Here is a 26016-nt window from a genome sequence, read left to right as displayed (position 1 = left end):
TCCGCAAGAGAATGGATTTTCCGGCAGGCCGGACAGTGTTCTAGCGCTGCGGAGCGAAGGGCGGCGCGCGTGGGCGCGATTCCAGATTGGGCGGCGATGGCGACAGCACCGCGTCGAAATTCAAAAAGGCGACTTCGACCGCCGGGAGAATATTGTCCGCGCCTTCGACGGGAATAACCGGAAGAGCGGCGGCCGTGGCCGAGGCCAGACGGCAGAGCGTGCCGCAACAGTCATCGGCGATCTTGCCCGCCGGGTCGTGTTTGTCCGAGCCGCCTTCAGGCATATGGCTGGAACAGATGATCTCATCCGCCGCCAGCGCGGCCATCGCCATATTGCCGCTGGTCAGGCCATTGGCGAGACCCTGCAAAAGGAAAAGCAGAACCGCCAGCATGGCGATGGCGCCAGCCGAACTTCTATCCTGCATGATCCTGCGAATGAATCCCATGGGATCGGAATGTCATATTTGCGGCGAGATGTCACCGCGACACAATGACGGCAGGGGAGAGACAACAGGGATCGCATCGGTGAGGAATGATCCTGACAATGCGCGAGATGTCTATGCTGCCTGCTGTATATGGCGTTTGAGCTGAGAGCGGCACTGGAGCCCAGTGCCGCAACGCGATTATTCCGCTGCGGGAATAGGCGTGGGTTGTCCATTTTCGTCCATTGCCACCATGATGAAGGTTCCGGCGGTGACTTTCTCCAGCTTGTCATAACGCGACCGCTGCGCCCAGGCTTCCACCGTGAGCGTGATGGACGTGCGGCCAACGCGGGCGATATCGGTATAGATGGACAGCGTGTCGCCGATCTTCACCGGCAGTTCGAAGGCCATTTCCTTGACCGCTGCCGTGACCACACGACAGCGGGAGCGTTCCGCTGCGCGGATGCCGCTCGCCAAGTCCATCTGTGACATGACCCAGCCGCCGAAAATATCACCGGCCGGATTGGCGTCGGCCGGCATGGCGAGCGTTCTGAGAGTCAGCTCGCCGGTCGGTTTGATGGTCGGGTTGGTCATGTTGAGATTTGCTCCATGCGAATGACAAAGGCGCAGCATGCGTTGCGCTTTGCGATTTCGCAAGGAAGGGCAAGCGTCAGGACGACGCTTTGCCCAGAAATTGCTGCGTTGCATAAAGGGCGATGGCCGCCGCATTCGAAACATTGAGCGATTTGATCTCGCCCGGCATGTCGAGACGGGCGAGCGCCGAGACGGTTTCGCGCGTCTTCTGGCGCAGGCCCTTGCCTTCGGCGCCCAGCACCAGTGCGATTTTTTCACCGCTAAAGGTCTGTTCGATGGGGGCGGGGCCTTCCGAATCCAGACCGACGGAGAAGAAGCCGAGCTTGTGCAGCTCGCCCAGCGCATCGGCCAGATTGGTGATCTGGATATAGGGAATGAGTTCCAGTGCACCGGAAGCCGATTTCGCCAGCACGCCTGACTCGGTTGGGCTGTGGCGCATGGTGGTGATGACGGCGCCGGCGTTGAAGGCGACCGCCGAGCGCATGATGGCGCCGACATTGTGCGGATCGGTGACCTGATCGAGCACGAGAATGAGCGGGCTGTCCTTCAGCGCGCCGAGCCGCTTGAGCGGCAGCGGCCTGGTTTCCAGCATCACACCCTGATGGATGGCATCGGGGCCGAGAACCTTGTCGATATCCTGCGGCGAAACCATCTCGACCGGGAAGGGCTGGGCATCCGCCTCGCCGATATCCAGCCGCGCAAAGGCGTTCTGGGTGACGGATAGCTTGATGAGTTGCCGTTCGGGATTGGTAAGCGCCGCGCGCACGGTATGCAGGCCGTAAAGATGCACCTGATCGGGCGCAAGCTGCGGCGGCTTCCAGTCATCAGCACCGCGGTTCCGGCGCTTCGGCTGCTGCGGGGTCGGAATTTCGCCCCGCTCGCGTTTGGCGTCGCGCACGGCACGGCGCAGGGTGGCATAGTGCGTGTCGCGGGTGGATTTGTTGTTGGGATCGTCTTTGCTCATGGCGCCTTATATCTCTGCAAAGAGGCGCGCACCAGCCCCCGCGATAATCCACAGGGCTGCAAACAGGTTTGAATTTTTTCCCGAAAATTCGTGAAAGGGCGTGTTGACAGAAACGAACGAGGCCGTCATATACGCGCCACAGACGACGCAACGGCGCTTCGCCGCAGCGAAATCTGAAGAGCTTGGTTGCTCGATCCTAGCAGAAAGCTGGAGGGATGCCCGAGTGGTTAAAGGGGACGGACTGTAAATCCGTTGGCTACGCCTACGTTGGTTCAAATCCAACTCCCTCCACCATTCTGCACGGATCGAAATCACCACCGCGGGTATAGCTCAATGGTAGAGCAGCAGCCTTCCAAGCTGAATACGCGGGTTCGATTCCCGCTACCCGCTCCAGTGACTTTTCCAAAAAGATCATTGACGTCCAACAAGCGCCGATTTTGCTGCGCCAGCGCCCGGATTTCTTATCGCGTGATTGTTTCAATCTATGGCCGCGTGAACGTCCTACGTTTGCGTAACCGGAAATCCGGTGGAAATCATTCGGCAATTTTGCGAAAACGAGCGTTTACATCCCCGCAATAATCAATAGGTTGGCCGCATCTTTTGAGCAGGTCGAACGTTCTCGCAAAAAGAGCGGCTGGAGAAAGTTATGAGTTCAAATACGCCGAAACTGGATAGTTGCGGCGCAGAGCCCATCCACATTCCCGGTGCTATTCAGGAACATGGAGCCCTTTTGGTTCTGTCCGCGCGGGAACTCTCCGTTGTGCAGGCGAGCGATAATCTTGCCGATTATATTGATGCGGCCTTACCAATCGGTGCCGTCGTCACCGAAACAATCTTGCCGTTCATCTCTGAACTTTCCGCCTGGTATTCCGGCGAAGAGAGCAATTTCCGATATGCATGGGCTGAAAAGAAACTCGTTGTTTCGGCGCATCGATCCGGGACTTTGGTTATTCTCGAGGTCGAAAAGGCAAGAGAGGGCGAGTCGGCTGAAAAGCTGATGGGCGAACTTACGAATCTGGCGCAATATCTGAACAGCGCGCCGTCGCTGGAGGACGCGCTTTTTCGGACGGCGCAATTGGTGTCTTTGATCAGCGGTTATGATCGTACGCTGATCTATGACTTCGGACTGGACTGGAGCGGTCATGTCGTGGCGGAAGCCGGAAGCGGGACTTTGCCGTCTTATCTCGGACTTCGCTTTCCGGCGGGCGATATCCCGCCGCAGGCGCGGCAGCTCTACACCATCAATCGCCTGCGAATGATTCCCGATGTCGATTATAAGCCCGTCCCGATCAGGCCGCCGGTGAATGCGGAAACGGGAGCAGTGCTCGATATGAGCTTTTCTCAGCTTCGCAGTGTGTCGCCGGTTCATCTCGAATATATGCGCAATATGGGTACGGCCGCTTCGATGTCGGTGTCGATCATCGTCAATGGCGCTCTCTGGGGCTTGATTGCCTGCCACCACGCTACACCCCATTCGGTATCCCTTGCCGTCCGTGAAGCCTGCGATTTTGCCGCGCAGCTCCTGTCGATGCGGATCGCCATGGAGCAGAGTTCCCAGGATGCATCCCGCCGGGTGGAGCTTGGCCACATTCAGGCGCGCCTGCTGAAGGGGATGGCTGCTGCCGAAAAATGGGTTGATGGACTGCTTGCGGGTGACGATGAAAAAAACGACCTGCTGAAACAGGTGGGAGCGGACGGCGCGGCACTCGTCCTCGGCGACGACTATGAGCTGGTCGGCAGGACGCCGTCACGGCAGCAGGTTGAAGAGCTTGTCCTATGGCTCGGTGAGCAGGACGTTGCCGATGTTTTTGCAACCGACAACCTATCCGGCGATTACGCCGCCGCTGAGGCCTATGCCGCCACCGCAAGCGGAATTATTGCGATGCGGGTTTCGGAGTTGCACGGCAGCTGGCTTATCTGGTTTCGGCCGGAAGTCATAAAAACGGTACGCTGGGGCGGTGATCCGCACAAGACGGTGCAGGAGAGCGGGCGCATTCATCCCCGCAAGTCTTTTGAAATCTGGAAGGAGCAATTGCGCAACACGTCATCTCCCTGGTCGGAGCCCGAGCTTGCGGCAGCGAGGGAGCTTCGCAGTGCGATCATCGGCATTGTCCTGCGCAAGGCCGAGGAGATGGCAGATCTGACGCGGGAATTGCAGCGGACCAATAAAGAGTTGGAGGCCTTTTCCTATTCCGTTTCGCACGACCTGCGTGCCCCGTTCCGTCATATCGTCGGGTTTGCGCAGTTGTTGCGGGAGCGCAGCAATGCCCTGGACGAGAAATCCTCGCATTATCTGCAGATGATATCAGAGGCGGCGCTGGGCGCCGGCAGGCTGGTGGATGATCTCCTGAATTTCTCACAGCTTGGTCGCACGCAACTGTCCCTGAAACCGGTGGATATGCAGAAGGTGGTGAGCGAAGTTCGTCGCTCTCTCGGGCACGCCGTTGCCGATCGCGAGATCGAGTGGCGCATCGGCGAGTTGCCGGTGATATTCGGGGATGCGACCCTGCTGCGGCAGGTCTGGTACAATCTCATCGAAAATGCCATCAAATATTCGTCCCGGGAGCCGGTCTCGATCATCACTATTTCTGCGGTCGAAACCGAGGACGACGTCACTTACTCGGTCGAAGATAATGGTGTTGGCTTCGATATGGCCTATTACAGCAAGCTTTTTGGTGTGTTCCAGAGATTGCAGCGGGTAGAGGATTTCGAGGGAACGGGCATTGGACTTGCGCTGGTGCGACGAATTGTCGAACGCCATCACGGTTTGGTCGGTGCCGAGGGAACTGTCGGTGAGGGAGCCACGTTCTTCTTCACATTGCCGGTTACGAAAGTTGAAGAGGAAAAAATTGCCTGAACTCAGACCCATTCTGCTGGTGGAAGATAACCCACGCGATCTGGAACTAACGCTGACCGCTCTTGAGAAATGCCAGCTGGCGAATGAGGTGGTGGTGGCACGCGACGGTACGGAAGCACTCGACTATCTGAATGTAACCGGTAGCTATCATAACCGCCCGGGCGGTGATCCGGCCGTGGTTCTTCTTGATCTCAAACTCCCGAAAGTGGACGGGCTTGAGGTTTTGCAGACGGTCAAGGGCAGCGATCACTTGCGGCATATTCCAGTCGTCATGCTGACGTCGTCGCGAGAAGAACAGGATCTCGTCAGGAGCTACGAACTCGGCGTGAACGCATTTGTCGTCAAGCCTGTGGAATTCAACCAGTTCTTCAAGGCTATACAGGATCTTGGCGTCTTCTGGGCTCTCCTGAACGAACCGCCGCCGGGTGCACATCGCAATGGCGGATGAGACTGTGTCGCGAATGGAGGCAAGCAGACTTCTTCTCCTCGAAGACAGTTCGGTGGATGCCGAACTGATCGAAGAACAGCTTTCACGTCTTTCGACGCCGCCTGCGGTAACGAGGGCCGTTGGCAAGGCATCGTTCATCGAGGCGTTGGAAAAACAGCAGTTCGATATCATTCTCGCGGATTTCTCTTTGCCGGACTTCGATGGCATGTCGGCGCTCGATGTCGTTATGGCGACAAGACCCGATACGCCGTTCATTTTCGTGTCCGGTGTTTTAGGTGAGGATGCGGCCATCGATGCATTCCGGCGCGGCGCGACGGACTACGTCCTCAAGCAACGGCTTGTGAGACTGCCATCCGCTGTGGAGCGCGCCCTGGCGGAAGCTCGGGAGAAACAGGAGCGAAAACGGGCGGAGCTGCACAAGGAGCTGCTCGTCCGCGAGCTAAGCCATCGTGTCAAGAATACGATGGCGATGGTCATATCGATCATCCGCAGAACGGCGAAAGGCAGCACCTCGATCGAGGATTATCAGGAACGGCTGGTGGCCCGCGTAAGCGCTCTGGCCGAAAGCCACGCCCTGCTTTTTCAGAGCAATTGGGGTGAGACGGATTTGAGAGATGTCGTGAAGCGCGCGATCGAGCCGCATAATACCTTCACGAGCAGGGTCGAACTCGACGGTCCGGATGGCGTTCATGTATCGCCAAAATCCGCTCTGGCGCTGGGAATGATCCTGCACGAGCTGGTGACTAACGCGCAGAAATACGGTTCCCTTTCCGGTGCGAACGGAAAGGTTGACGTTGTCTGGAAAAAGCTTCGTGACGGAGACGGACGCGACCGGATCAATCTGCGGTGGCGGGAAAGCGGAGGCCCGCCGGTCTCAATGCCGGAAGACACGGGCTTTGGAACCACCCTTGTAACAAGGGGCGCGCAATACGAATTGCAAGCGGAAAGTGAAATTCGCTACGACCGCGACGGCCTGCAATATCAGGTCATCTTTCCCCTGGACTAAGTCGCCACATGAAAAGAAGCGGCTTGGGGCACCGGACCGAGATTAGCCCCGCCCTAGTTGGTCAGTAAAAACTCATTTGCCAGAACATGCGAGAGATTGTCGAAATCGCAGGGTTTGGAGACGACGGTAAGCCCGTCCAGCTGCGCACGCACTCCGGGTATTTCCGCATATCCGCTGCATATGACGAAAGGGATATTTGCCGCCTTGAGCTCCTCGATGACCGGGAAGGACAATTCGCCTCTCAGATTGAGGTCAATGACTGCGCCGTCCAGATCAGTGGCGTTTATTTTTTCCAAGGCCGCGCCAATGTGCGAAACGGGCCCGACGACGTTGACCCCCAGATCGGAAAGAAAATCCTCCATATCCATCGCCAGAAGCGCGTCGTCCTCCAATACGAGGATTTGTTTTCCCTGGAAATTATAGCTCATCGTTATCGCATTCTCGTCAGTTCGGCTCAGTCGGGCACTGCCAATCAACATTGCAAAACCCCTAAGTCCCAAACTGGTTCCTTCCATAAATAAAAAGAAAACAGTCGCCTCTGATGTCGTCGTATTCTAGTTTGCAACTTTAATTCGTGCCTACCGGGAATGTATTTCTGTGATTGGTTTTTCACCGTTTGCCCAACGAAGCCTTTTGATGCTTGCCGTGGGTGTTGCGATTTTGATTGGCATGGTCTCCATGTCGCTGTGGCTGGTGCAGGTGAATAACCGCTATTCCCAGGAAACAGCGGAACTCCGACGTTTTCGTGCCGCTGTTTTGGATGTGCTGACGACGATGCAGGACATCGAAACCGGCCAGCGGGGATATCTGCTGACCAATAATCGCGATTATCTCGTGCCTTATGAAGAAGCCCTGCGTGGCTTGCCCCAACGCCAGTCAAGACTTTTCGATCTTCTGACGGAAGACGAGCAATACAAGCAGTCTCTTTCGGGTTTGAGGCAGACAATCGACGCGAAGCTGGCTGAAACCCGTGAGACCATCGATTTGCAGCGTTCGGGCCGAATAACGGAGGCGGTTGAGGTCGTCCGTAATAATGACGGCAAACGCTTCATGAACGAGATCAGGAGTATTCTGTCGGACCTGCAATCGGACACAGATGATCGCCTGCGCATCATCGTTGCGGATCAACTCGGGGCTGCCAATAAGCTGCGCTGGGTAACGGTCGGCGGTGCGCTCGCTATCCTCATTGTGGTCGGTGGTTCGATCTTCCTTGTCTTCACCTATATCCGTGCCCTGAACAGGTCGCGGGAGGATGTCGATGAACTCAATCGTCATCTTGAAGAACGTGTCGAGGAAAGAACGCGGGATCTTCGCCGCGCCAATCAGGAAATTCAGCGCTTCGCATATATCGTGACGCATGACCTGCGCGCGCCGCTCGTCAATATCATGGGCTTCCTATCCGAATTCGATGCTTCGCTGAAGCCGGTAACGAGTTATGTTCTCGCAGATGGCAAGTCTCTCCCGGAGGACGTTATTCGTGAGGCGCGGCTGGCGGTTGAAGAGGATATTCCAGAGGCTATCGGCTTCATCCGCTCGTCCACCCGCAAAATGGATCAGCTGATCAACGCCATCCTGAAAATATCCCGCGACGGCCAGCGAAAGCTGCAGCCGGAGAAAGTCGACATAGAAACGTTGCTCTCGTCACTGTCTGAGACGGTACGCCACCAGATCAACGCCAATGGCGGCGAGATCGAAGTCGACACGCCGAAGCTGACGATCGTGACCGACCGGATATCTCTCGATCAGATACTCGGAAATCTCTTCGATAACGCGGTGAAATACCAGATGCCTGGCCGCCCGCTGAGACTGACGGCCCGGGCCTATCCGGCTGGACGTGGAGCTATTTGTATCGAAGTCGCCGACAACGGGCGCGGTATTGGCGAACAGGACCTCGAACGGGTTTTTGAGCTCTTTCGGCGGGCGGGCAATCAGGATCAGCCGGGAGAGGGCATTGGTCTTGCGCATGTTCGTTCGCTAATCAGAAATTTAGGGGGTGACATTAAAGTCGAGTCTAAACTTGGCGAAGGCAGCACGTTTATCCTGCTGATGCCGAGTGACCTCAGACGCGTGACGAAGGAAAGCGACAAATGAAAGCGACCGGTCAGGAAGTAACGATCGTGATGATCGAAGACGACGAAGGCCATGCTCGGCTGATCGAGAAAAACGTGCGGCGCGCCGGCGTGAACAACGAGATCGTGCCTTTTACGCTCGGCGCCAAGGCGCTGGACTTTATATTAGGCGAAAGTCGGGATGGGCTTGTCAGCAAGGACCGTTATCTTCTCGTCTTGCTCGATCTCAATCTCCCCGACATGTCGGGCATCAATATTCTCGAGCAGATCAAGAGCAATGAATATACACGCCGTTTGCCCGTGGTGGTTTTGACAACGACCGACGACGAGACTGAAATTCAGAAATGCTATGATCTTGGCGCGAATGTTTATATAACCAAGCCGGTCGATTATGAGGGCTTTGCCAATGCCATCAAAAATCTCGGCCTGTTCTTTTCCGTAATTCAGATACCTTGAAGGCATGATGGCTTTGCGCGTTTTGTATGTCGATGACGACCCGGCTCTGGCGCGGCTTTCCAGCCGCGTTCTCGGTCGTCACGGTATGGAGGTGGTTCATGCCACCTCCGTAGCTTCCGGCCTCGAGCTTTTTCAAAACGGGCAGTTCGATGTTGTCGTTCTCGATCACTATTTCCAGACCGCGACGGGCATGGAATTTCTTGCCGCGATCCAGACGATACCGGCAAGGGCGCCAGTTCTCTATGTGACGGGGTCCAACGAGGCCCAAATCGCCATAGACGCGCTCAAGGCGGGTGCTGCCGACTACGTCATCAAGAATGTCGGGGACGACTTCTTTCCGCTTCTGCTTACAGCCATCGAGCAGGCATTGGAAAACCATCGCCTGCGCCAAACGAAGGAAGAGGCCGATCGTTTGCTGGTAAAGGCCAAAGAGCACGCGGAAATGATGGTGAAGGAGATGAACCATCGTGTCGCGAACAGCCTGTCGCTGGTGTCGGCGATGATCCGTCTGCAAATAAACACCCTGAAATCGCAGGAAGCGGAAACCGCGTTATTGGAAACGCAAAGCAGGATTTCGGCCATCGCCGGCGTGCACCGTAGCCTCTATAATACCGCCAATGTCGGATTGGTCTCCCTGAGTTCCTATCTGACCTCTATCATCGGCGACCTGTTCCAGGCGGTGCCCGGCTCTTCTTCCGTCACGGTCGAGACTTCGCTTTGCGAAATCGATCTCAAGGCTGATCATGCCGTGGCGCTTGGTGTCATCATTACCGAGCTTCTGACCAATGCGCTGAAATATGCCTATCCTGACCAGACCGGTACGGTTCGCGTCAAACTCTCCGAGGATAGTGGGCAGTTTGTTCTGCTGGTGGAAGATGACGGCGTCGGCGTGTCGTCGGATTCGACTCCGCGTGGCACAGGCCTCGGTACCAAGCTGATCATGGCGATGGCGCAGAATATCGGTGCACGTGTCGAGCAGACCCATACACATCCCGAGCTGAGGCAGGGAACGCGTTTTACTATGACATGGCATGAGAAGCGGTAAGGATTGATTTTCCGCTCTCACCAGCGCCAGTAATGAGAGCCGCGCAGAAGCTTCGCTCAGGCGATGCTAAAACCGGTTTGAAACCTCACAGATGCCGCGCGGTGCCGACAGCGATGACTGGGCCGGTTGCCTGACCGGTCGGAGAGCCTCCGAAGGGTTCCACGCTGATTGCGAAGGTCGTGCCATCCGTTATGGTGCCGCGCATGTCGGCGGGAATGATGAGGTCGCCGTTCGTGCCCGGCTGGAAAACGCCAAGCGAGCGGGTCTTGCCGCCATCCATGACGAGCCACAATTCCAATGATTTTTCGTCCGTCTTGCCGGTTGCGACCGGTACGATACGCATCCGGCCCGATTCCGCATCGTAGGACGCGAGGAGATTGACCTGACTGTCGGTTGTCGCAAGCTCGGCCACAAGCGGGGTGGTATCCGGCCGTTGGTCGGGGAACGCAGCATAGACGACGGCAGCGACGGCGGTTGCGCTGGTGGCGACTGATATCCAGCGCCAGAAAGGCGCGGAGTTCCAGAGACTGCCATTGGTATTGACAGCCCTGCTGCCAAACAGGCGCTCTTCGATGCGGGCAAGGACAGTCGGGCTCGGTGTCTGTTCCTGATACTCGGCGTTGAAGTCGGAAAACTCCGTTTCCCAGCGCTGCACGAGTTGCGCGAAGGCTTCCTCGTCCTGGATGCGCCTTCCCACCTCGCGGCGCTTTTCGAGCGGCAGAACGCCCAGCACATATTCGCCGGCGAGGATTTCGTCGTGCGTGTGCATTCCGCCACTCTGGTCGCCCGTTGTCATCGCTGCATGCACTCTCTGAGTTTGAGAAGACTGCGCCGGAGCCAGGTTCTGACCGTGTTCAGAGGCACGCGCAATTCGTCGGCGAGTTCAAGATAACTCAAACCTTCGACATAGGCACGACGTACCGCCTGTGCATGCACAGTCTCAAGTTCCCGCATGCAGTCATCGATCCTGCGGCCTTCATCCACCAGAACGACCTGCTGCTCGGGATCGCGGATGCTCTCGTCAACGAGATCATAGGCCTCGTCAATGTCATCGCTTGCGGGTTTACGCGCGCGGATGGTGTCTATCGCGTGGTTGCGGGCGATGGTGGCAAGCCATGTCGCCGGTTTGCCGGCGCTTACGGCAAATGTTCGGGCGCGCTGCCAGACCTTGATATAGATTTCCTGCAGCGCCTCTTCGGCTTCCATTTTGTCCCGCAGGATTTTTAGGCAGATCGCAAAAAGCTTCGGGCTTGTTGCCTGGTAAAGCGAGACGAATGCTGAACGATCACCCATGCCGACGCGGTTGATAAGCGTTGCGATCTCTTTGCCCTGCATTCGAACCTTCCTTGCTGTCCTTCCTTTATAGGGTCGTCTTTCGGAAGAAGACAAGAGATGCTTGGGGCGTTCGCTACATGGACTCCCTTTGAGCGTCGGGCGCAAGCCGCAGGTTATGACAAGTGTCATGACAGACCCGCCGAGTTTTCAAGCGGGCCGATGAGGCGGACCGTGACGAGATAACCGATGATGGCCGCTGCCGCCGAGACGAAGGTTCCCCACAGTAGATCGGCAACAGTCAGGGTGGTGGACCAGTTCTTCAGTGTGGCCTGATTGGTCAGATCATAGGTGGCATAGGCCATGAAGCCCACCGCTGCGCCATAAAGCAGAGCCGTGGTCCATTCGCCCGAAATCAGAGCCGGACGAACGGCGAGAAAAGTGAGGCCGGCGGCGTAGATGAGATAAAAGACGATTGCCGGAGCAAGGCGGAAATTTTCCGCCAGAAGATCGCCGATGGCTGGCCGGTAAAGACGCGACGCCATGGTGCTCAGCCAGATGAAATCGATCACCAGAAATGCGATGAGGGTGAAGGAATAAGCGGCAAGGTATGTCTTCATCGGTGTTTCCTTTGCCTTTGATCAGGCGACGTTTTTTTCGGGATGACGAGAATAAAGAGAAGCGATTTGAGTATGCGCTAGTCGATCCTGGTCCAGCTTATGCCCTTGCACAGCAGGCCGGCGACGATGCAGCCTTTCGTGGTCATGTTATTGCCCGCGACCGTCACCGTTATCTTGTAGGATTTTTCCCGTTGCGGGTCGAAGGCGGTGCCGGAATAGCTGCCCGCCTCGCTCTGCTTGATGTCCATGATCAGGCGATCACCGGTCTTTTCTTTTGCGGTGCCAGGTTTGATCCATGTATTCGTGGCGCATATTTTCTCGCCGCAGGGCGCGATCAGCACTTTCGCCTTGCCGTCGCCGCGCGCCCAGTTTCCGTCAATCTCGCCTGCTGCCGCACCGAGGCCCGCCAGCGTCGGGAAGAGGGCGGGTACAATTGCCAATCTGCTGATTTTCATTGTCTTTCTCCGCTTGTTCGCCCCGCCTCATCCGTGTTCTATCGTGTATAGGCCGACATTTATGGTTCCCTCGGCAAAACCCGCTTCGCAGTAGCAGAGGTAATAGTCCCACAGCCGCCGGAAGCGCTCATCGAAGCCAAGCAGGGAAATCGTTTGCCATCGGGCGTGAAAACGCTGGCGCCATTCCGACAGTGTGAGCGCATAGGACTGGCCGAAAAGCTCCGTCTCCGTGAGTTTCAGGCCGGTTTGTCCCATGGCTTTTTCAAGCGCTGAATCGGAGGGCAGAAAACCGCCCGGGAAGATGTATTTCTGAATGAAATCGGCCTTGCGCCGATAGGTGTCAAAGCGGCTTTCTTCAATGGAGATAATTTGCAGCACCGCACGGCCGCCGGGTTTCAGGCAGCGTTTCAGCGTTTCGAAATAGCTTGGCCAATAGGCTTCGCCGACAGCTTCAAACATTTCCACCGAGACGATATTGTCGAATTGACCCTGCACGTCGCGGTAATCCTGCAGCCTGAGATCGATCCGGCCCGCGTTGTTTTCTTTCTCCGCCGCATTTTCTGCCCAGCGCAACTGGGAGGGGGAAAGGGTGATGCCGGTCACGTTTGTATTGTGCTGCGTGGCGAGATGGATGGCGAGTGCACCCCAGCCGCAGCCGATTTCGAGTACGTTGTTATTTCCGGTCAGCTGTAGCTTCTCCGCAATGCGCTCGAGTTTCTTGCGTTGCGCGGCCTCAAGGCTGGTGGTGGTTTCGTCGAAAATCGCCGAGGAATAGAGCATCGTGGGATCGAGCCACTGCCGGTAGAACTCGTTGCCAAGATCGTAATGCGCCTCGATATTGCGGCGGCTGCCACGTCTGGTGTTGGCATTCAGCCCGTGTGCAAGCCGGTTGATGAGACGCATGGGCAGGCTGCCGCGCATCGACCTTGCAAATGCCTCGCGATTTTGAGCGGCGAAACGGATGAGCGCTGTCAGGTCAGGCGTAGACCAGTCATTTTCGATGAAACCTTCCGCAAAGCCGATATCGCCGTTGACGAGCAGCCTGCGGATGGCCCGCCAGTTATGCAGCACGAGAATGGCTTCGCTACCTTCCGAATCGCCCGATTTTTCGATGTTTCCACCGCCAGGAAGGGTTACGCGCAGTCGGCCGCGCTCGATATTGTTCAGCAGCCGGCTGATGAGCCATGTGCCCATGCCGGCACGACCGTTGAGGCGAGTGCCCTGCGTCGATAATTCAGAGAGATTTTCAAACGGGGTCATGAATTCTGGCCTCGATTTGCGACGATGATGGATGAACGAATGAGACGGGTTCGGCGGGCGGCGGCGGACGTTTTTTGAGCCGCACGCCTTTCAGCCAGATTTTAAGGGCTTCCCAGTGAATGCCGAGAACGACCTTGAGCGTCAGGAACGGGATGGTGACGAAGGCTTTGAGCAGAGCGCGATCGGTCAGCTCGACGCGCCAGGCAAGATGGCGGGCCGTCAGGACCACGCCGTCATCGTCGAAAGTTTCGATGACGATCTTCAGCCTGTCACCTGGCGGGACGACGCGGAAAACATAACGTAGGTCCATGTCCATGAAGGGAGAGACATAGAAAGCCTTGTCGCATCGCTGGACGATCTCGGTCTCTTTGCCGGCCTCCACCGGGATCAGATAGGAATGCCGTTGCCCGAAGGTGTTATCCACCTCCCAGAGGATGGCTTTCAGCGACGTGTCGCGCCCATAGCAGAAGAACACGCTCAGAGGGTTGAAAGCCCAGCCGAGCAGGCGCGGCATGGTGAGAAGGCGAATAGGCCCTCCATCCACGGCGATACCCGCCGCCGTCATCGCCGTCTCTATCTGCCGGCGCAGGCCAATCGCGCTGCCGTCGCCACGGTCCCTGCGATGAAATGAGAAGAGGTTGAAGCGGTCCACGGAAAAAAACCGCAATTTCCGGTCGAGCGTCTCAAGTTCATCGAGATCGAGAAGCAGCGAATAAATCCGGTAGGCCAGTTTGTGGATTTTCGGCTTGAAGCGCGCATGGGTCACATTGCCCGGGAAAAGCGCTGACGTGAAGGGAGGCGTCATGCTGTCGCCTCCATGAGTTTCGTGTCCGTCGCAATGGTTTTCAAATCCAGGCGAATGATCCGGCCGCTATCGTCGGCAACCTTCCATGGCCGTGTCACCCCGCCTAAATCTTCGGCAACCGCAAGCCCGGCCTGAAGTCCGTCCTCGTGAAAACCCGATCCGAAATAAGCGCCGCAGAACCAGGTGTTTCGCAGGCCCTGCAAAGCCCAAAGCTCCTGACGCATCTGCTCTGTGCCGGCGTCGAAAACGGGATGGTGATAGGTTTCCTCGGCGATGATCTTTCCTTGATCCGGTTCCCGGACCGGGTTCAGCGTTACGAAAGTGTCCGGGGTTTCTCCCAGCGGCTGAAGCCTGTTCATCCAGTATGTGATGCTTGGCTGGCCCGCCTTAATGCGCGTATCGGCAACATAGTTCCAGCTTGACCAGGCAGCGCGGCGACGGGGCATGAAACTGCTGTCGGTGTGAAGCACGGCGCGGTTTTTCGTATAGCCAAAGGCGCCGAGGATGCGCTGTTCAGCGGGCGAGGCGTCCGTGAGCATATCCAGCGCCTGATCTGCATGGGTTGCCATCACCACGTCATCGAAGCGGGCAGTTTTCCCGTCCGCGGTGGTGAGTTCGACGCCGCGCGGAAGGCGGCGAATGCGTGTCACCGGTGTCGAGAGGCGAATTCGATCCGCAAATGGCGCCGTGATGCGTTTTACATATTCGCGCGAGCCACCGACAACGGTGCGCCAGACCGGTCGATCGCGCAGCAACAGCAGGCCGTGATTGCGGCAGAATTTGATAAAATGCGCAGCCGGGTAACGGCCGACCTCCATGGCCGGCGTGGACCATATGGCTGCCGCCATGGGGTAAAGATGATCGTCGCGGAACGCCGATCCGTACCGGTTGTGCGTGAGATATTCGTCGAGCGATGTATTGCCCATCAAATGCAGGTCGCGAGGGGCATTGCGGTAAAACCGAAGGAGGTCCGCAACCATCGCCCAGAAACGTGGTCTGAGCACATTTCTCTTCTGTGCCAGCAGGCCAAGACCGGTTCCACCGGAATATTCAAAGTCGCCATTGTCGAGGGAAACGGCAAAAGACATGTTCGACGCTGCGGTCTGTACGTCAAGCGTTCGAAAAAGCGCGGTGAGATTGGGATAGGTCCACTCGTTATAGACAATGAACCCGGTATCGACATGAGCCGGTCCTTTATCCGTATCGAATGTCACCGTGTTGCTGTGGCCGCCGACGCGATCAGCCGCCTCAAAGACCGTGACATCGTGCCGTTTCGACAAAAGCCACGCTGCCGACAGGCCGGAAATTCCTGTTCCCACAATTGCGATGCGGTACCGGCTATCTTTTTGTCTCGTTTCCGTGTCGGTCATCTATCCTCGCCATCGCATTACAGAAATTTGCCTTGGGACAGCGCAGATACGAGGGAGGGGGCGGATAAGTTTCAGCGGCTGGTGTTTTTTTGGAATCTTTTCCGAAACCTGAAACTCTTTTGCCGGTTCGGTCGTATTTGCCATCACGAAACCCGGTCTCCATCTGTTCAAACCGCGAGCGAAATAGTGATGTTGTCTGTGATCCTGACGCTTGCCATTCTCATGTCGCTTCTGATGGCAGGCGCGTGGGCGCTGCAAAGAGCAACCGGTTCGAGCGGCTGGATCGACACCGTCTGGTCGGCGAGTGTCGGGTTTGGCGGAGTTTTAGCAGTTTTATTCGCGGAAGGAGAAGGCTGGCGGCGCGCGGTCGTATTTTCCCTTGTCGTCGTCTGGTCGTTGCGACTTGCCGGGCATATAGGCATGCGCACGCAGGGCGGCGGAGAAGATCCCCGTTATGCAAAGCTCATCAAGCAATGGGGCAGCGCAGCCCCTCTCAGACTTTTCATCTTCCTCCAGATACAGGCCATTGCCGCTTTCGTGCTCGTTCTTGCGGTTTATCTCGCTTCCGGCAACGGCCAGGGTTTTCCGCGTCTCATCGATATTTTCGCCACGGCGGTCGCTTTTGCCGCACTGGCCGGTGAAGCGCTCTCGGATGCCCAGCTTTCAAAATTCAGGAAAACGCCGGAAGCAAAAACCGGCGTCTGTGAAACCGGCCTTTGGCGTTATTCCCGCCATCCCAATTATTTCTTCGAATGGCTTTTCTGGTGCAGTTTCCCGCTGCTCGCCGTTCAGGAGCAGGTCTTGTCCTGGGCGTCGCTTGCTGCACCCATCATGATGTATTGGCTGCTCGTCCACGTCTCCGGCATTCCGCCGCTTGAAGAGCACATGCTGAAATCGCGCGGAGAGAGGTTCCGCGTCCTGCAACGCCGCGTCAACGCCTTCTTTCCGGGCCCGCGCAAGAACGAGGAAACGCCATGAATATGCTCGCCTTCGCCATCAATGCCGCAGAACGCGCACCGCTCACTGACGCGGTCACACTGGCCGGTATAGATATGCTCTGCGTGCGAACGAAACGGCGGCTTGCAAATATTCCCGATGATGCCGAATTGGCCTTTGCGAAGGATATGGCGACGTTTCCCATAGCCAGCCACACCGACGAGGCGAACAGACAACATTACGAAGTCCCAGCGGAGTTTTTCTCGCTGGTTCTCGGAGCGCAGCGCAAATATTCCTGCTGTTATTATCCCGACGCCACGACGACGCTGGATGAAGCCGAGACCGTGGCGCTTTCCGAGACAGTGGCCCATGCCGGGCTGCGTGATGGCATGGATATTCTGGAACTCGGCTGCGGTTGGGGTTCGCTTTCCCTGTATATGGCGGGCCGATTTCCCAATGCGCGGATCACATCCGTTTCGAACTCAGCATCGCAGCGTGACTACATAATCGGCTGCGCCCGGGAGCGCGGCTTCTCCAACCTTTCGGTGGTAACCGCCGACATGAATGATTTCACGACAGGCAATCGTTTCGATCGTGTCGTGTCGGTGGAGATGTTCGAGCACATGTCGAACTGGCAGATGTTATTCGAGCGGGTTCGTTCCTGGCTGCAGCCGGAAGGCAGGTTCTTCCTGCACGTCTTCAACCACCGTGACCGATCCTACCGTTTTGACCACAATAATCCGGCAGACTGGATCGCCCGGCACTTCTTCACCGGCGGTATCATGCCTGCCTTCGATCTTCCCCATCGTTTTGGGAAGATTTTCACTGTAGAACAGGACTGGCGATGGTCCGGTCTACATTATCGACGGACAGCTCTTGATTGGCTGGCGAATTTTGACCGGGAGATTGACCGTGTCCGGCCGATCCTGAAGCGCGTTTACGGAAACGACGCGAGACTGTGGGAACGCCGCTGGCGACTTTTCTTCCTCGCAACCGCCGGGCTGTTCGGGCATCAGGGTGGGGAGGTCTGGGGTGTCGGACATTACCTTCTGATGCCCAGTTAAGTTCGAAACACTAAAAAAAAGGCGCTGTGTTCGCCCTTGAAAATCGAAGACAACCGTTAAACGTTGATTTTGCGCCGTTTTGCCTTGTCTGCTCTCCATTGCAGGCATGTTCACCCGCAATCATTTTCGCTGCTTCGACTTGCCGATGATCGGCATGATCGTGCGAACGTTTCATTTCACGCCATGTTCAGGGCGCGCACCAGCTATTCTTTACAATTGAGGTCAAGGGCCGGTCATGGTTCCATGCCGGACGCGTAGCTGATTCCTCCCCGTCGATGCCAAACCGCGATCCGAGAGGCCCATGTCGATTTCAGATACGATTTTTCGCCCTTTCGAGACGCTGATACGGCCGCTCGACATTCCCTTCCGGCCGCTGCCGTCGAAAGGCCCCGTCGCGGTGCTGTTGCATTTCATTGAGATGTTTCGCGGCGTCCTCATTGCTCTTGCCTTGTCATCCATGGCGGTGGAAGCCATCAACCTGTCGATCATCTGGGGATTGTCCGTTATCGTTGATGGCGTGACGGCGCAGGGGGCGGAGGCTTTTCTGCGCGATGAATGGCCGCTGCTTACCGTCCTTGGGTTGTTGATCTTTCCCGCCATGCCGGTGGCTTCGTTTCTTCTCAATACGCTCAATTCGCACACGCTCGGCATCGCCATGCCGGTGGCCATCCAGTGGCAGGGCCACAAGGCCGTGGAGCGGCAGGATCTGGCATTTTTCCATGAGCTCTACGCCGGACAGGTCGCCTCGCGTCTTTCGCAGGTCTCGTCAGCCGTTCAGCAGCAGATCATCAACGCATTCCAGATCGGACCGCGTTTTCTGCTGCAGATGATCGGCTCTCTTGCGCTTCTTGCCGCCTTGTCCTGGCAGCTGGCGCTGCCGGTGTTCATCTGGATCGTGCTGAATGTGGTTCTCGCCGTCAAACTGGCTCCCGTCTTCACGGAACGGTCACGCCGGTCGGCGAAACAAAAGAGCCTTGTCTCGGGCGCGATTACCGATCTCTACAGCAACATGCAGATGATCAAGCAATTCGCTGCCGAAGACAGCGAGGCGGGCGCAATCCGCCGCATTCTGAACAAGGCGGTGCAGACGCAGCACAGGGAGCAGCGTGTCTACCGCGCGTCTGAGCTGGTCGTGGTTGCGCTCAACATGGCGTTGTGGCTGGCGATCCTGTCGGTGGGGTTTTCCGGTCTGGTGAAGGGGTTCATCACGGTCGGAGAATTCGTCGGCGCGGTCTATATATTGCAGCGGCTGTCAGGGCACACATTCACCTTCCTGCAGATGGGCCAGCAGATATTCCAGGCGATCGGCACCATCAAGGACGCCATGCCTGTCATGACGACGCCGCCGACCATTACCGACAGGGCCGGCGCGGCTGAACTGAATGTCGCGCGTGGAGACATTGATTTCGACCACATCCGCTTTGCCTACAAGTCCGGCAGACCGGTGATCGATGATCTGTCGCTTAAGGTCCGCGCGGGAGAGAGGGTCGGCCTTGTGGGTCTGTCAGGTGCGGGAAAAACGACGCTGGTCAATCTGCTCCTGCGGTTCTACGACATTCAGGATGGCGCCATCCGCATCGACGGTCAGGATATTCGCGAGGTCACGCAGATGAGCCTGCGCCGCAATATCGGGGTGATTGCACAGGATGTGGCGTTGCTGCACCGGTCGGTTGGCGACAATATCCGCTACGGGCGGCCAGAAGCGACGCGGGAGGAGGTGGAGGAGGTGGCGAAAGTGGCGAAGGCCGATGCCTTCATCGCCGATCTCGCCGATAGTGAGGGGCGAAAAGGATATCTGGCTTTTGTCGGAGACCGTGGCATCAAGCTTTCCGGCGGGCAGCGGCAGCGGGTCGCCATTGCGCGCGTGCTGTTGAAAGACGCGCCTATCCTGATTCTCGACGAAGCCACCTCCGCCCTTGATAGCGAGTCCGAAGCCGCCATTCAGGACAAGCTCAATCTGGTGATGGAGGGCAAGACGGTGATCGCCATCGCGCACCGCCTGTCGACCATTGCACGAATGGACCGGATCATCGTGCTGGATCATGGCCGGATTATCGAAGAGGGCAGGCCGGAGGAACTGGTTGAGCAGGGCGGGCTGTTTGCGCGCCTTTGGAAACGCCAGATCGGCGGGTTCATACCGGAAGACGAGTGATCAGGTGAAATCTGCGGCTGCAAGCCCCTGGGATGGCCGCATTGGGCGACGCCGATGGCGACAAGCCGGCTGGCGTGGCGTGCCTTCAGATTGCATCGAGCGCTGATTGAACCCGCAGTTTCTCCGCATCCAGTTCGCTCAGCCTTGCCATATGCGCCGTGATTTCATCAAAGATCGAGGTGCGATCCGTTTGCGACAGGCGCTCCACGCGACGCAGGGCTGTAATGACCTCGATCAGGTCTAGTCGCTCCTGCTCAAGCTTTTCCAGATTCCACAACATCGCATTTTCCCCGTTGGCACGCGGCTCAAACGGCCAGTTGGGGGAATGGTTCAAATCGGTAGAATTTAAGGTAAATTTTATCTTGTCGGAAACGGCGCGGCCTGGGCCGCAGCCGAATCAATAGGGCGAGAGACATTGCATCCGTGTGCCGCCAGCCGCCATATAGCTGTTGTCGGTGGGATGGTAGGATGTGTAACGCGTCGCACACCATTTTACATGGTTGATCTCGGCCTGCGACAGGGCGTAACCGTTGGGCGTGGCGTCTTCGCCTTTTCCTGCCGCAAAGGCTGAGGCAGGATAACCCCTCTGGTCTGAGGTCTGCGCCTGTTGCTGTGTCTCATAGGCCGGCTGTATGAGGCTGAAAGCATGGGCTGGCACGACAAAAGCGGCAGATATTGCGACGCCAAGAGCGAGCGCGGAGATAGTCTTCGGCATCCTCAACATCGATAAATCCTCGTTATTCGTTCGGTATGCTAACGAAAACTTAGGAAATTCGTTCCGGTGAAGGATTGACTTCACACGAACACGTGATTCTTGAGGCTGGGTGCTGCGGGTGCACCGATTCCTGCGACGGGCGTTGAAAATGACGGCGCTTTGCCGGCTTGACGACGAATATGGTGCGCCCGGTGAGCAAGTGCCGTGCCCGTTGATCTGAGTTTCCGTCCTTACCGCACTGCTCGTTGACAAGCGGAAAATCCGGTCAGATAGTCGGCCGGCAATCATGCACACGGGAGTCTTCAATGTTTAACAGGGTTGTCATTCTCTCATCCTTTGCGCTGCTGGCATCGGCGGCGTTCGTCTCCCCCGCAGCCGCACTCACCATGAAAGAGTGCAGCGTGAAATATCAGGCGGCGAAAGCCGACGGGTCCGCCAAGGACGTCAAGTGGAACGACTATCGCGCCAAGTTCTGCGGCAGCGAGGCGGCCGCTGAGGATGCGGCCGACGACAAGCAGGTCGCGGCCACCACCGAAAAAGAACCCGAAAAAGCGACGATAAAAGCCCCGAAGGGCGTCGCTTTCCCGAGTGCTATCGATAAGAAATATTCAAGCGAGACGCCCGGAAAGGCCCGCCTGAAAACCTGCGTCGACTCCTACCACAAGAACAAGAGTGACGGCACGCTCGGCGATCTGAAATGGATCCAGAAGGGCGGTGGTTACTGGAGCCTGTGCAACACCGCCCTGAAGAGCTGAGGCAGGCGGCGGGTCAATGACCGCTGCTCCGCTATTGGCGCGTTATCCGAGATAGATTCGGATAACGCGTGTGGTCTCGGTTGCGATCGACTGTCCCGCATCGTCTTTGCCTGCGCCTCCTCGCCCATGGCCCTTTGCTGCCGTCGCCGGCATGTGAGGATATGACGTCCCATCCGCGATCAGGACCTGTTCGCGGATGGACCTGTTTCTCGATGGGGTGAAACTCCCTAGACGGGCAACCACGTTTTAGGACGGGTAAAAACTGCGAATGGCTTGAGATTCAATCTCTTGATAGAACGAATTGACCCTGCGGCTTGATCCGCATCCAGCAATTCAACGGTTACGGCTGTCTGATGACGGCTCGCCGGCAATGTGGGCGGATGACCAGACGATTTCGAAACTATCTCACGGTGCTGGCCATATCGCTGCTGATGTGGACGGTGATCCTTGGCGTCGTTTATTGGCTGTTTCGATAGGTTTTGCCCCGGCCTGCCGGACGGAATGAAAGTGCCGCATGGTCCGGTGCGGCGTTGATCTGCCGCATGTTTGCGAGGCCGGGTTTCCCGAAAATTTGATAGGCGCGAGGCGGCGGCCCCATTTCGGCTTTGCTGGCATGACCTTATGATCCGGTGACATCAGGAAAGGATCATCATGAATAAAACCGTTGCCGCGATATCTCTTGCAGCTTTTTCCGTATCGCTCGCTACCGGCGCCATGGCTGAAGACCTGGTGATTCCGCTTCCGAAGGACACGACGGTCGAAAAGGTGGAGGCGGTCTATCAATGCGCCGCCGACAAGGTGGAGGCCGTCTATTTTAATGCGGGCGAGGTCAGCCTCGTGCGACTGGGGCTGAAGGATGGCGTGACGGTCGCCGCAAATGTCATTTCGGCCTCGGGCGCCAAATATCAGGGCGGTATTTATGTCTGGTGGTCGAAGGGTGACGAGGCGGATCTTTACGATCTGATGGCGGACCCGGAGATGAAAAAGCCGGTTCATTGCGTGGACGTGAAGAAATACTGAGCGCTGGACTTTCCCTCAAAGGAGCGGCGGCAGGGCGGTTCCTGAAAACCTTGCCATGCCGCCGGTCAGCGTGGGAGTGCGCGCGCGGCGCGTTCAGCCAAGAACGAGCGACGCAAGAAGCGCCAGCAGGATAAGAGAGCTGGCGACAACACCGAGCCTCACCCTGCGAAGGCGGCGGGTACGACCGCCGCTCCAGTCATAAGCCATTGGCAGCTTTACCTTTCTTTTTATTATTATGACTTATTGACTAGCTCCCTAGGCTTGCCCGTGGCTGACCTCAACTGTCAGAATCCACCGGCGAGAATTCACGATTTCCCTGTCTTCTCCTGATGTTGCAGCAAGTGCGGCGATTGATTCTTCCTGTTCTGCAAAGGCAAAACCGGGTGAGGGATTTGATGGTCGCAGGTCACGGAAAAGGCCCGGAAACTGGCGTTTCCGGGCCTTGTGCAACAGCGTTTTGACCGGCGGTGTCAGCCGAGATGGGCCTGGATATAGGGCAGAACCTCGAGCGTGCCGTGGTAGAGCATGTTGAGCGCCACATAGATGATGACCATGAGGCCGAGGTAGGAAATCCAGCGATAGCGGTGCAGGAGCTTGGCGACGAAGTTGGCGGCGAGGCCCATCAGCGCGATAGACACGACGAGGCCGATGATCAGCACCGTCACGTGTTCCTGCGCAGCACCGGCGACGGCAAGGACGTTGTCCAGCGACATGGAGACGTCGGCGATGACGATCTGGGTCGCGGCCTGAAAGAAGGTCTTGTGACCCTTGGTCAGGTCGGCCTCTTCGTCGGTCACCTCGTCTTCGATGGAACCTGCGGCCTCACGCAGTTCCGTCCACATCTTCCAGCACACCCAGGCGAGCAGCAGTCCGCCGAACAATTGCAGGCCGACAATGGCAAGAAGCTGGACGGTGACGGCGGCAAAGCCGATGCGCAGAACCGTGGCGGCGATGATGCCGACCAGGATCGCCTTGCGGCGAAGATGAGCGGGCAGACCGGCGGCGGCAAGGCCGATGACGATGGCGTTGTCGCCCGCCAGAACGAGGTCGATTGCAATGACCTGCAAAAATGCCGTGAAACCGGCGGCTGTGAAGATTTCCATGGGATAGTCCTGAAACGGATAGAGATGTCGCGAGGGAAAGCGACGGATCGAGATATGGCATGGGATGGCGCGCGCGCCGGATTCCAATCGCCCGTCTCCCCGCGGCGATGGAATGCACTTAAGCCATCATGCCGGTGCAGGTAAAGAAGTTGTGATAGAAATATCTTGTTTAGTGATTAGCTAGGCTGACGGAGGGGGGCTCCCGGCCGACGTCTTCCTCACCCTCGCGAGGGTTTAAATGTCGCAAACCAGACACCATATACAGGCCTCAAGGCACGCTTAAGGCGCGCGCGAAGACGCTTTCATAATTAAGTCTTGCGCATTCGCTTACAAAGCCTTAAACGGCGACACCAAACCGGTGCGCCGGGGAAACTACTTCACGTTCACAGGAAGCAATTCACATGGCAAAGAGCAAGTTCGAGCGCAATAAGCCGCACGTCAACATTGGCACGATCGGTCACGTTGACCATGGCAAGACGTCGCTGACGGCAGCAATCACGAAGTTCTTCGGCGAGTTCAAGGCGTATGACCAGATCGACGCGGCTCCGGAAGAAAAGGCTCGTGGTATCACGATCTCGACGGCACACGTTGAATACGAGACGCCTGCCCGTCACTACGCGCACGTCGACTGCCCCGGCCACGCCGACTACGTGAAGAACATGATCACCGGTGCTGCCCAGATGGACGGCGCGATCCTGGTTTGCTCTGCAGCTGACGGCCCGATGCCGCAGACGCGCGAGCACATCCTGCTTGCCCGCCAGGTTGGCGTTCCGGCAATCGTCGTGTTCCTCAACAAGGTCGACCAGGTTGACGACGCCGAGCTTCTCGAGCTCGTTGAACTGGAAGTTCGCGAACTTCTGTCGTCCTACGACTTCCCGGGCGACGATATCCCGATCATCAAGGGTTCGGCACTTGCCGCTCTTGAAGATTCTGACAAGAAGATCGGTGAAGACGCAATCCGCGAGCTGATGGCTGCTGTTGACGCCTACATCCCGACGCCTGAGCGTCCGATCGACCAGCCGTTCCTGATGCCGATCGAAGACGTGTTCTCGATCTCTGGCCGTGGTACGGTTGTGACGGGTCGCGTTGAGCGCGGTATCGTCAAGGTTGGTGAAGAAGTCGAAATCGTCGGCATCCGTCCGACCTCGAAGACGACTGTTACCGGCGTTGAAATGTTCCGCAAGCTGCTCGATCAGGGCCAGGCTGGCGACAACATCGGTGCACTGGTTCGCGGTGTTACCCGTGACGGCGTTGAGCGTGGTCAGATCCTGTGCAAGCCGGGTTCGGTCAAGCCGCACAAGAAGTTCATGGCAGAAGCCTACATCCTGACGAAGGAAGAAGGCGGCCGTCATACGCCGTTCTTCACGAACTACCGTCCGCAGTTCTACTTCCGTACGACTGACGTGACCGGCATCGTGTCGCTTCCTGAAGGCACGGAAATGGTTATGCCTGGCGACAACGTCACCGTTGAAGTCGAGCTGATCGTTCCGATCGCGATGGAAGAAAAGCTGCGCTTCGCTATCCGCGAAGGCGGCCGTACCGTCGGCGCCGGCATCGTGGCTTCGATCGTCGAGTAATCTTCGGGCCTGAAAAGGCTTGACGGAAACCCCGCTGGAGACAGCGGGGTTTTTTGTTTTGTATTGCGCGTTAGGGGGAGGGTGGCTTTCGCTTCCCTGTCCGGGCTGCTACTTCGTTGCCGGGGAGATGATGAGGAGTATCATGAAGAAGCGCGTTCTATTTACCGGTGGTTCCGGCAAGGCCGGCAGGCATGTGATCCCGTGGCTTATCGACAAGGGTTATGAGGTCCACAACATCGATCTCGTTCCGCTCGACAGGCCGGGCGTCACCAATCTCATTGTCGACATCACCGACAGCGGGCAGGTCTTTAATGCCCTGTCCATGCACAGGAACTTTGCAGAGCTCGAAAGCGGGAAGGGTGTTTTGCCCTATGATGCGGTGATCCACTTCGCCGCGGTTCCGCGCATTCTGATAAAGCCCGACAACGAGACGTTCCGCATCAATACAATGGGAACCTACAACGTCATCGAGGCTGCGGTGAAGCTTGGTATCCGCAAGATCGTCATCGCATCGAGCGAGACCACCTACGGGGTCTGTTTTGCCGAGGGCGAGAAGGATTTCCACCATTTCCCGCTTGAGGAAGACTATGATGTCGATCCGATGGATTCCTACGGGCTGTCGAAGGTGGTGAACGAAAAGACGGCACGGGCATTTGCCGAGCGAAGCGGATGCGACATTTACGCGCTGCGAATCGGCAATGTCATCGAGCCGCATGAATATGAGAAGTTTCCCGGCTTCTTCGCCCGTCCGGAAACGCGCAAACGCAATGCCTGGGGTTACATCGATGCGCGCGATCTTGGCCAGATCTGCCATCTGTGCATCGAGAAGGACGGCCTCGGTTATCAGGTCTTCAACGCCGTCAATGATACAGCGACAGCGACGGTCCCCACGCGCGAGCTTGCGCAGACTTATTTCCCTGACGTGCAATTCCGCCGCGAGATCGGGGATCATGAGGGGTTGATCTCCAACCGCAAGATTCGCGAGGTCCTGGGCTTCAGCGAAGAACATGACTGGCGGAAATACGTTAAAACCTGAGAGGCGCAGGATTTTC

General features: G+C 57.3%; 27 protein-coding genes and 2 tRNA genes. 15 read left to right on the top strand and 14 right to left on the bottom strand.

Going from position 1 to position 26016, the window contains the following annotated elements:
• Nucleotides 1-40: 40 nt before the first annotated feature.
• The 3 genes from QRN60_RS09565 to rlmB form a co-directional block, all read right to left on the bottom strand.
• Nucleotides 41-445, bottom strand: a complete 405-nt coding sequence (locus QRN60_RS09565) for a DUF2946 family protein (RefSeq protein ID WP_003507644.1) — start codon at nt 443-445, stop codon at nt 41-43.
• A 177-nt stretch (nt 446-622) separates the two neighbouring features.
• Complete coding sequence (locus tag QRN60_RS09560; RefSeq protein WP_003507645.1) at nt 623-1015, bottom strand: acyl-CoA thioesterase; 393 nt, start codon at nt 1013-1015, stop codon at nt 623-625.
• A 76-nt stretch (nt 1016-1091) separates the two neighbouring features.
• A complete protein-coding gene (rlmB, locus tag QRN60_RS09555; protein WP_129564881.1) occupies nt 1092-1979 on the bottom strand; it encodes a 23S rRNA (guanosine(2251)-2'-O)-methyltransferase RlmB in 888 nt (295 codons plus the stop codon).
• Nucleotides 1980-2188: 209 nt separating this feature from the next.
• Here rlmB and QRN60_RS09550 point away from each other — a divergent pair.
• The 5 genes from QRN60_RS09550 (at nt 2189) to QRN60_RS09530 (ending at nt 6290) form a co-directional block, all read left to right on the top strand.
• A tRNA-Tyr gene (locus QRN60_RS09550) sits at nt 2189-2273 on the top strand.
• Nucleotides 2274-2298: 25 nt separating this feature from the next.
• Nucleotides 2299-2372 (top strand) — tRNA-Gly (locus tag QRN60_RS09545).
• Between the two features lie 253 nt (nt 2373-2625).
• Nucleotides 2626-4836 carry a sensor histidine kinase gene (locus QRN60_RS09540; RefSeq protein ID WP_099086083.1) on the top strand — a complete coding sequence of 737 codons (2211 nt, stop codon included), beginning with the start codon at nt 2626-2628 and terminating at the stop codon, nt 4834-4836.
• Complete coding sequence (locus tag QRN60_RS09535; protein WP_003507648.1) at nt 4829-5284, top strand: response regulator; 456 nt, start codon at nt 4829-4831, stop codon at nt 5282-5284. The genes QRN60_RS09540 and QRN60_RS09535 overlap by 8 nt, the downstream gene beginning before the upstream one ends.
• Before the next feature lie 13 nt (nt 5285-5297).
• Nucleotides 5298-6290: a sensor histidine kinase gene (locus QRN60_RS09530; protein WP_003507649.1), complete on the top strand. Its 993-nt coding sequence runs from the start codon at nt 5298-5300 to the stop codon at nt 6288-6290.
• Nucleotides 6291-6343: 53 nt separating this feature from the next.
• Here the strand turns inward: QRN60_RS09530 and QRN60_RS09525 are convergent, their stop codons facing one another.
• A complete protein-coding gene (locus tag QRN60_RS09525; protein ID WP_223564862.1) occupies nt 6344-6769 on the bottom strand; it encodes a response regulator in 426 nt (141 codons plus the stop codon).
• 157 nt (nt 6770-6926) lie between these two features.
• Between QRN60_RS09525 and QRN60_RS09520 the strand changes: the two genes are divergently transcribed.
• From QRN60_RS09520 to QRN60_RS09510, 3 genes are read left to right on the top strand one after another with little or no spacing between them, the layout of a single operon-like run.
• On the top strand, nt 6927-8381 hold the full coding sequence (locus QRN60_RS09520; RefSeq protein ID WP_129564880.1) for a sensor histidine kinase: 1455 nt from the start codon (nt 6927-6929) through the stop codon (nt 8379-8381).
• The gene (locus QRN60_RS09515; RefSeq protein ID WP_003507653.1) at nt 8378-8815 is read left to right on the top strand and encodes a response regulator; all 438 of its coding nucleotides are present in this window, start codon (nt 8378-8380) and stop codon (nt 8813-8815) included. The genes QRN60_RS09520 and QRN60_RS09515 overlap by 4 nt, the downstream gene beginning before the upstream one ends.
• A gap of 4 nt (nt 8816-8819) precedes the next feature.
• Nucleotides 8820-9860: a sensor histidine kinase gene (locus QRN60_RS09510; RefSeq protein ID WP_003507655.1), complete on the top strand. Its 1041-nt coding sequence runs from the start codon at nt 8820-8822 to the stop codon at nt 9858-9860.
• Nucleotides 9861-9945: 85 nt separating this feature from the next.
• Here the strand turns inward: QRN60_RS09510 and QRN60_RS09505 are convergent, their stop codons facing one another.
• The 7 genes from QRN60_RS09505 to QRN60_RS09475 form a co-directional block, all read right to left on the bottom strand.
• Entirely contained in the window at nt 9946-10656 is a 711-nt protein-coding gene (locus QRN60_RS09505; protein ID WP_129564879.1) for an anti-sigma factor, read from the bottom strand.
• Entirely contained in the window at nt 10653-11195 is a 543-nt protein-coding gene (locus QRN60_RS09500) for a sigma-70 family RNA polymerase sigma factor (protein WP_003507660.1), read from the bottom strand. The genes QRN60_RS09505 and QRN60_RS09500 overlap by 4 nt, the downstream gene beginning before the upstream one ends.
• Nucleotides 11196-11320: 125 nt before the next feature.
• Nucleotides 11321-11752, bottom strand: a complete 432-nt coding sequence (locus QRN60_RS09495) for a DUF2177 family protein (protein ID WP_003507662.1) — start codon at nt 11750-11752, stop codon at nt 11321-11323.
• A 77-nt stretch (nt 11753-11829) separates the two neighbouring features.
• Entirely contained in the window at nt 11830-12207 is a 378-nt protein-coding gene (locus tag QRN60_RS09490; RefSeq protein WP_003507664.1) for a DUF2147 domain-containing protein, read from the bottom strand.
• A gap of 27 nt (nt 12208-12234) precedes the next feature.
• A complete protein-coding gene (locus QRN60_RS09485; RefSeq protein ID WP_003507666.1) occupies nt 12235-13467 on the bottom strand; it encodes an SAM-dependent methyltransferase in 1233 nt (410 codons plus the stop codon).
• Entirely contained in the window at nt 13454-14272 is an 819-nt protein-coding gene (locus QRN60_RS09480) for a DUF1365 domain-containing protein (protein ID WP_060726366.1), read from the bottom strand. The genes QRN60_RS09485 and QRN60_RS09480 overlap by 14 nt, the downstream gene beginning before the upstream one ends.
• A complete protein-coding gene (locus tag QRN60_RS09475) occupies nt 14269-15642 on the bottom strand; it encodes an NAD(P)/FAD-dependent oxidoreductase (RefSeq protein ID WP_060723325.1) in 1374 nt (457 codons plus the stop codon). Before QRN60_RS09475 ends, QRN60_RS09480 begins: the two co-directional genes overlap by 4 nt.
• Before the next feature lie 189 nt (nt 15643-15831).
• Here QRN60_RS09475 and QRN60_RS09470 point away from each other — a divergent pair, with 189 nt between their 5' ends.
• The 3 genes from QRN60_RS09470 (at nt 15832) to QRN60_RS09460 (ending at nt 19794) form a co-directional block, all read left to right on the top strand.
• Nucleotides 15832-16620, top strand: a complete 789-nt coding sequence (locus QRN60_RS09470; protein ID WP_111797703.1) for a DUF1295 domain-containing protein — start codon at nt 15832-15834, stop codon at nt 16618-16620.
• Nucleotides 16617-17642: an SAM-dependent methyltransferase gene (locus QRN60_RS09465; RefSeq protein WP_060723323.1), complete on the top strand. Its 1026-nt coding sequence runs from the start codon at nt 16617-16619 to the stop codon at nt 17640-17642. Before QRN60_RS09470 ends, QRN60_RS09465 begins: the two co-directional genes overlap by 4 nt.
• Nucleotides 17643-17943: 301 nt before the next feature.
• Nucleotides 17944-19794, top strand: coding sequence for an ABC transporter ATP-binding protein (locus QRN60_RS09460; protein ID WP_129564878.1), 1851 nt, complete (start codon nt 17944-17946; stop codon nt 19792-19794).
• Nucleotides 19795-19879: 85 nt separating this feature from the next.
• Here the strand turns inward: QRN60_RS09460 and QRN60_RS09455 are convergent, their stop codons facing one another.
• Together QRN60_RS09455 and QRN60_RS09450 are read right to left on the bottom strand one after the other, a co-directional pair.
• Entirely contained in the window at nt 19880-20074 is a 195-nt protein-coding gene (locus QRN60_RS09455) for a hypothetical protein (protein ID WP_060723321.1), read from the bottom strand.
• Between the two features lie 117 nt (nt 20075-20191).
• Complete coding sequence (locus QRN60_RS09450) at nt 20192-20518, bottom strand: BA14K family protein (RefSeq protein ID WP_026363434.1); 327 nt, start codon at nt 20516-20518, stop codon at nt 20192-20194.
• Nucleotides 20519-20814: 296 nt separating this feature from the next.
• Between QRN60_RS09450 and QRN60_RS09445 the strand changes: the two genes are divergently transcribed.
• Together QRN60_RS09445 and QRN60_RS09440 are read left to right on the top strand one after the other, a co-directional pair.
• Nucleotides 20815-21264: a hypothetical protein gene (locus QRN60_RS09445; RefSeq protein WP_129564877.1), complete on the top strand. Its 450-nt coding sequence runs from the start codon at nt 20815-20817 to the stop codon at nt 21262-21264.
• A 651-nt stretch (nt 21265-21915) separates the two neighbouring features.
• A complete protein-coding gene (locus QRN60_RS09440) occupies nt 21916-22284 on the top strand; it encodes an MliC family protein (protein WP_129564876.1) in 369 nt (122 codons plus the stop codon).
• Between the two features lie 470 nt (nt 22285-22754).
• Here QRN60_RS09440 and QRN60_RS09435 read toward each other — a convergent pair whose 3' ends face one another.
• The gene (locus QRN60_RS09435; protein ID WP_099086092.1) at nt 22755-23387 is read right to left on the bottom strand and encodes a TerC family protein; all 633 of its coding nucleotides are present in this window, start codon (nt 23385-23387) and stop codon (nt 22755-22757) included.
• A gap of 401 nt (nt 23388-23788) precedes the next feature.
• Between QRN60_RS09435 and tuf the strand changes: the two genes are divergently transcribed.
• Together tuf and QRN60_RS09425 are read left to right on the top strand one after the other, a co-directional pair.
• On the top strand, nt 23789-24964 hold the full coding sequence (gene tuf, locus QRN60_RS09430) for an elongation factor Tu (RefSeq protein WP_003507684.1): 1176 nt from the start codon (nt 23789-23791) through the stop codon (nt 24962-24964).
• A 142-nt stretch (nt 24965-25106) separates the two neighbouring features.
• Nucleotides 25107-26000, top strand: a complete 894-nt coding sequence (locus tag QRN60_RS09425; protein ID WP_060723319.1) for an NAD-dependent epimerase/dehydratase family protein — start codon at nt 25107-25109, stop codon at nt 25998-26000.
• Nucleotides 26001-26016: the final 16 nt, after the last annotated feature.

It is taken from the genome of Agrobacterium sp. CFBP2214 (genome assembly GCF_030209895.1).
GTDB classification, from domain to species: domain Bacteria; phylum Pseudomonadota; class Alphaproteobacteria; order Rhizobiales; family Rhizobiaceae; genus Agrobacterium; species Agrobacterium radiobacter.
Note: the sequence above shows the minus strand (reverse complement) of the source record. Positions and strands in the feature narration are given on the sequence as shown.

What these genes read in the sequence shown, in the direction of transcription:
- QRN60_RS09565 (WP_003507644.1), bottom strand. Translation starts at nt 445, where the DNA reads ATGGGATTCATTCGCAGGATCATGCAGGATAGAAGTTCGGCTGGCGCC.
- QRN60_RS09560 (WP_003507645.1), bottom strand. Translation starts at nt 1,015, where the DNA reads ATGACCAACCCGACCATCAAACCGACCGGCGAGCTGACTCTCAGAACG.
- rlmB (WP_129564881.1), bottom strand. Translation starts at nt 1,979, where the DNA reads ATGAGCAAAGACGATCCCAACAACAAATCCACCCGCGACACGCACTAT.
- QRN60_RS09540 (WP_099086083.1), top strand. Translation starts at nt 2,626, where the DNA reads ATGAGTTCAAATACGCCGAAACTGGATAGTTGCGGCGCAGAGCCCATC.
- QRN60_RS09530 (WP_003507649.1), top strand. Translation starts at nt 5,298, where the DNA reads ATGGAGGCAAGCAGACTTCTTCTCCTCGAAGACAGTTCGGTGGATGCC.
- QRN60_RS09525 (WP_223564862.1), bottom strand. Translation starts at nt 6,769, where the DNA reads ATGTTGATTGGCAGTGCCCGACTGAGCCGAACTGACGAGAATGCGATA.
- QRN60_RS09520 (WP_129564880.1), top strand. Translation starts at nt 6,927, where the DNA reads ATGCTTGCCGTGGGTGTTGCGATTTTGATTGGCATGGTCTCCATGTCG.
- QRN60_RS09515 (WP_003507653.1), top strand. Translation starts at nt 8,378, where the DNA reads ATGAAAGCGACCGGTCAGGAAGTAACGATCGTGATGATCGAAGACGAC.
- QRN60_RS09510 (WP_003507655.1), top strand. Translation starts at nt 8,820, where the DNA reads ATGATGGCTTTGCGCGTTTTGTATGTCGATGACGACCCGGCTCTGGCG.
- QRN60_RS09505 (WP_129564879.1), bottom strand. Translation starts at nt 10,656, where the DNA reads ATGACAACGGGCGACCAGAGTGGCGGAATGCACACGCACGACGAAATC.
- QRN60_RS09500 (WP_003507660.1), bottom strand. Translation starts at nt 11,195, where the DNA reads ATGCAGGGCAAAGAGATCGCAACGCTTATCAACCGCGTCGGCATGGGT.
- QRN60_RS09495 (WP_003507662.1), bottom strand. Translation starts at nt 11,752, where the DNA reads ATGAAGACATACCTTGCCGCTTATTCCTTCACCCTCATCGCATTTCTG.
- QRN60_RS09490 (WP_003507664.1), bottom strand. Translation starts at nt 12,207, where the DNA reads ATGAAAATCAGCAGATTGGCAATTGTACCCGCCCTCTTCCCGACGCTG.
- QRN60_RS09485 (WP_003507666.1), bottom strand. Translation starts at nt 13,467, where the DNA reads ATGACCCCGTTTGAAAATCTCTCTGAATTATCGACGCAGGGCACTCGC.
- QRN60_RS09480 (WP_060726366.1), bottom strand. Translation starts at nt 14,272, where the DNA reads ATGACGCCTCCCTTCACGTCAGCGCTTTTCCCGGGCAATGTGACCCAT.
- QRN60_RS09475 (WP_060723325.1), bottom strand. Translation starts at nt 15,642, where the DNA reads ATGACCGACACGGAAACGAGACAAAAAGATAGCCGGTACCGCATCGCA.
- QRN60_RS09470 (WP_111797703.1), top strand. Translation starts at nt 15,832, where the DNA reads ATGTTGTCTGTGATCCTGACGCTTGCCATTCTCATGTCGCTTCTGATG.
- QRN60_RS09465 (WP_060723323.1), top strand. Translation starts at nt 16,617, where the DNA reads ATGAATATGCTCGCCTTCGCCATCAATGCCGCAGAACGCGCACCGCTC.
- QRN60_RS09460 (WP_129564878.1), top strand. Translation starts at nt 17,944, where the DNA reads ATGTCGATTTCAGATACGATTTTTCGCCCTTTCGAGACGCTGATACGG.
- QRN60_RS09455 (WP_060723321.1), bottom strand. Translation starts at nt 20,074, where the DNA reads ATGTTGTGGAATCTGGAAAAGCTTGAGCAGGAGCGACTAGACCTGATC.
- QRN60_RS09450 (WP_026363434.1), bottom strand. Translation starts at nt 20,518, where the DNA reads ATGTTGAGGATGCCGAAGACTATCTCCGCGCTCGCTCTTGGCGTCGCA.
- QRN60_RS09445 (WP_129564877.1), top strand. Translation starts at nt 20,815, where the DNA reads ATGTTTAACAGGGTTGTCATTCTCTCATCCTTTGCGCTGCTGGCATCG.
- QRN60_RS09440 (WP_129564876.1), top strand. Translation starts at nt 21,916, where the DNA reads ATGAATAAAACCGTTGCCGCGATATCTCTTGCAGCTTTTTCCGTATCG.
- QRN60_RS09435 (WP_099086092.1), bottom strand. Translation starts at nt 23,387, where the DNA reads ATGGAAATCTTCACAGCCGCCGGTTTCACGGCATTTTTGCAGGTCATT.
- tuf (WP_003507684.1), top strand. Translation starts at nt 23,789, where the DNA reads ATGGCAAAGAGCAAGTTCGAGCGCAATAAGCCGCACGTCAACATTGGC.
- QRN60_RS09425 (WP_060723319.1), top strand. Translation starts at nt 25,107, where the DNA reads ATGAAGAAGCGCGTTCTATTTACCGGTGGTTCCGGCAAGGCCGGCAGG.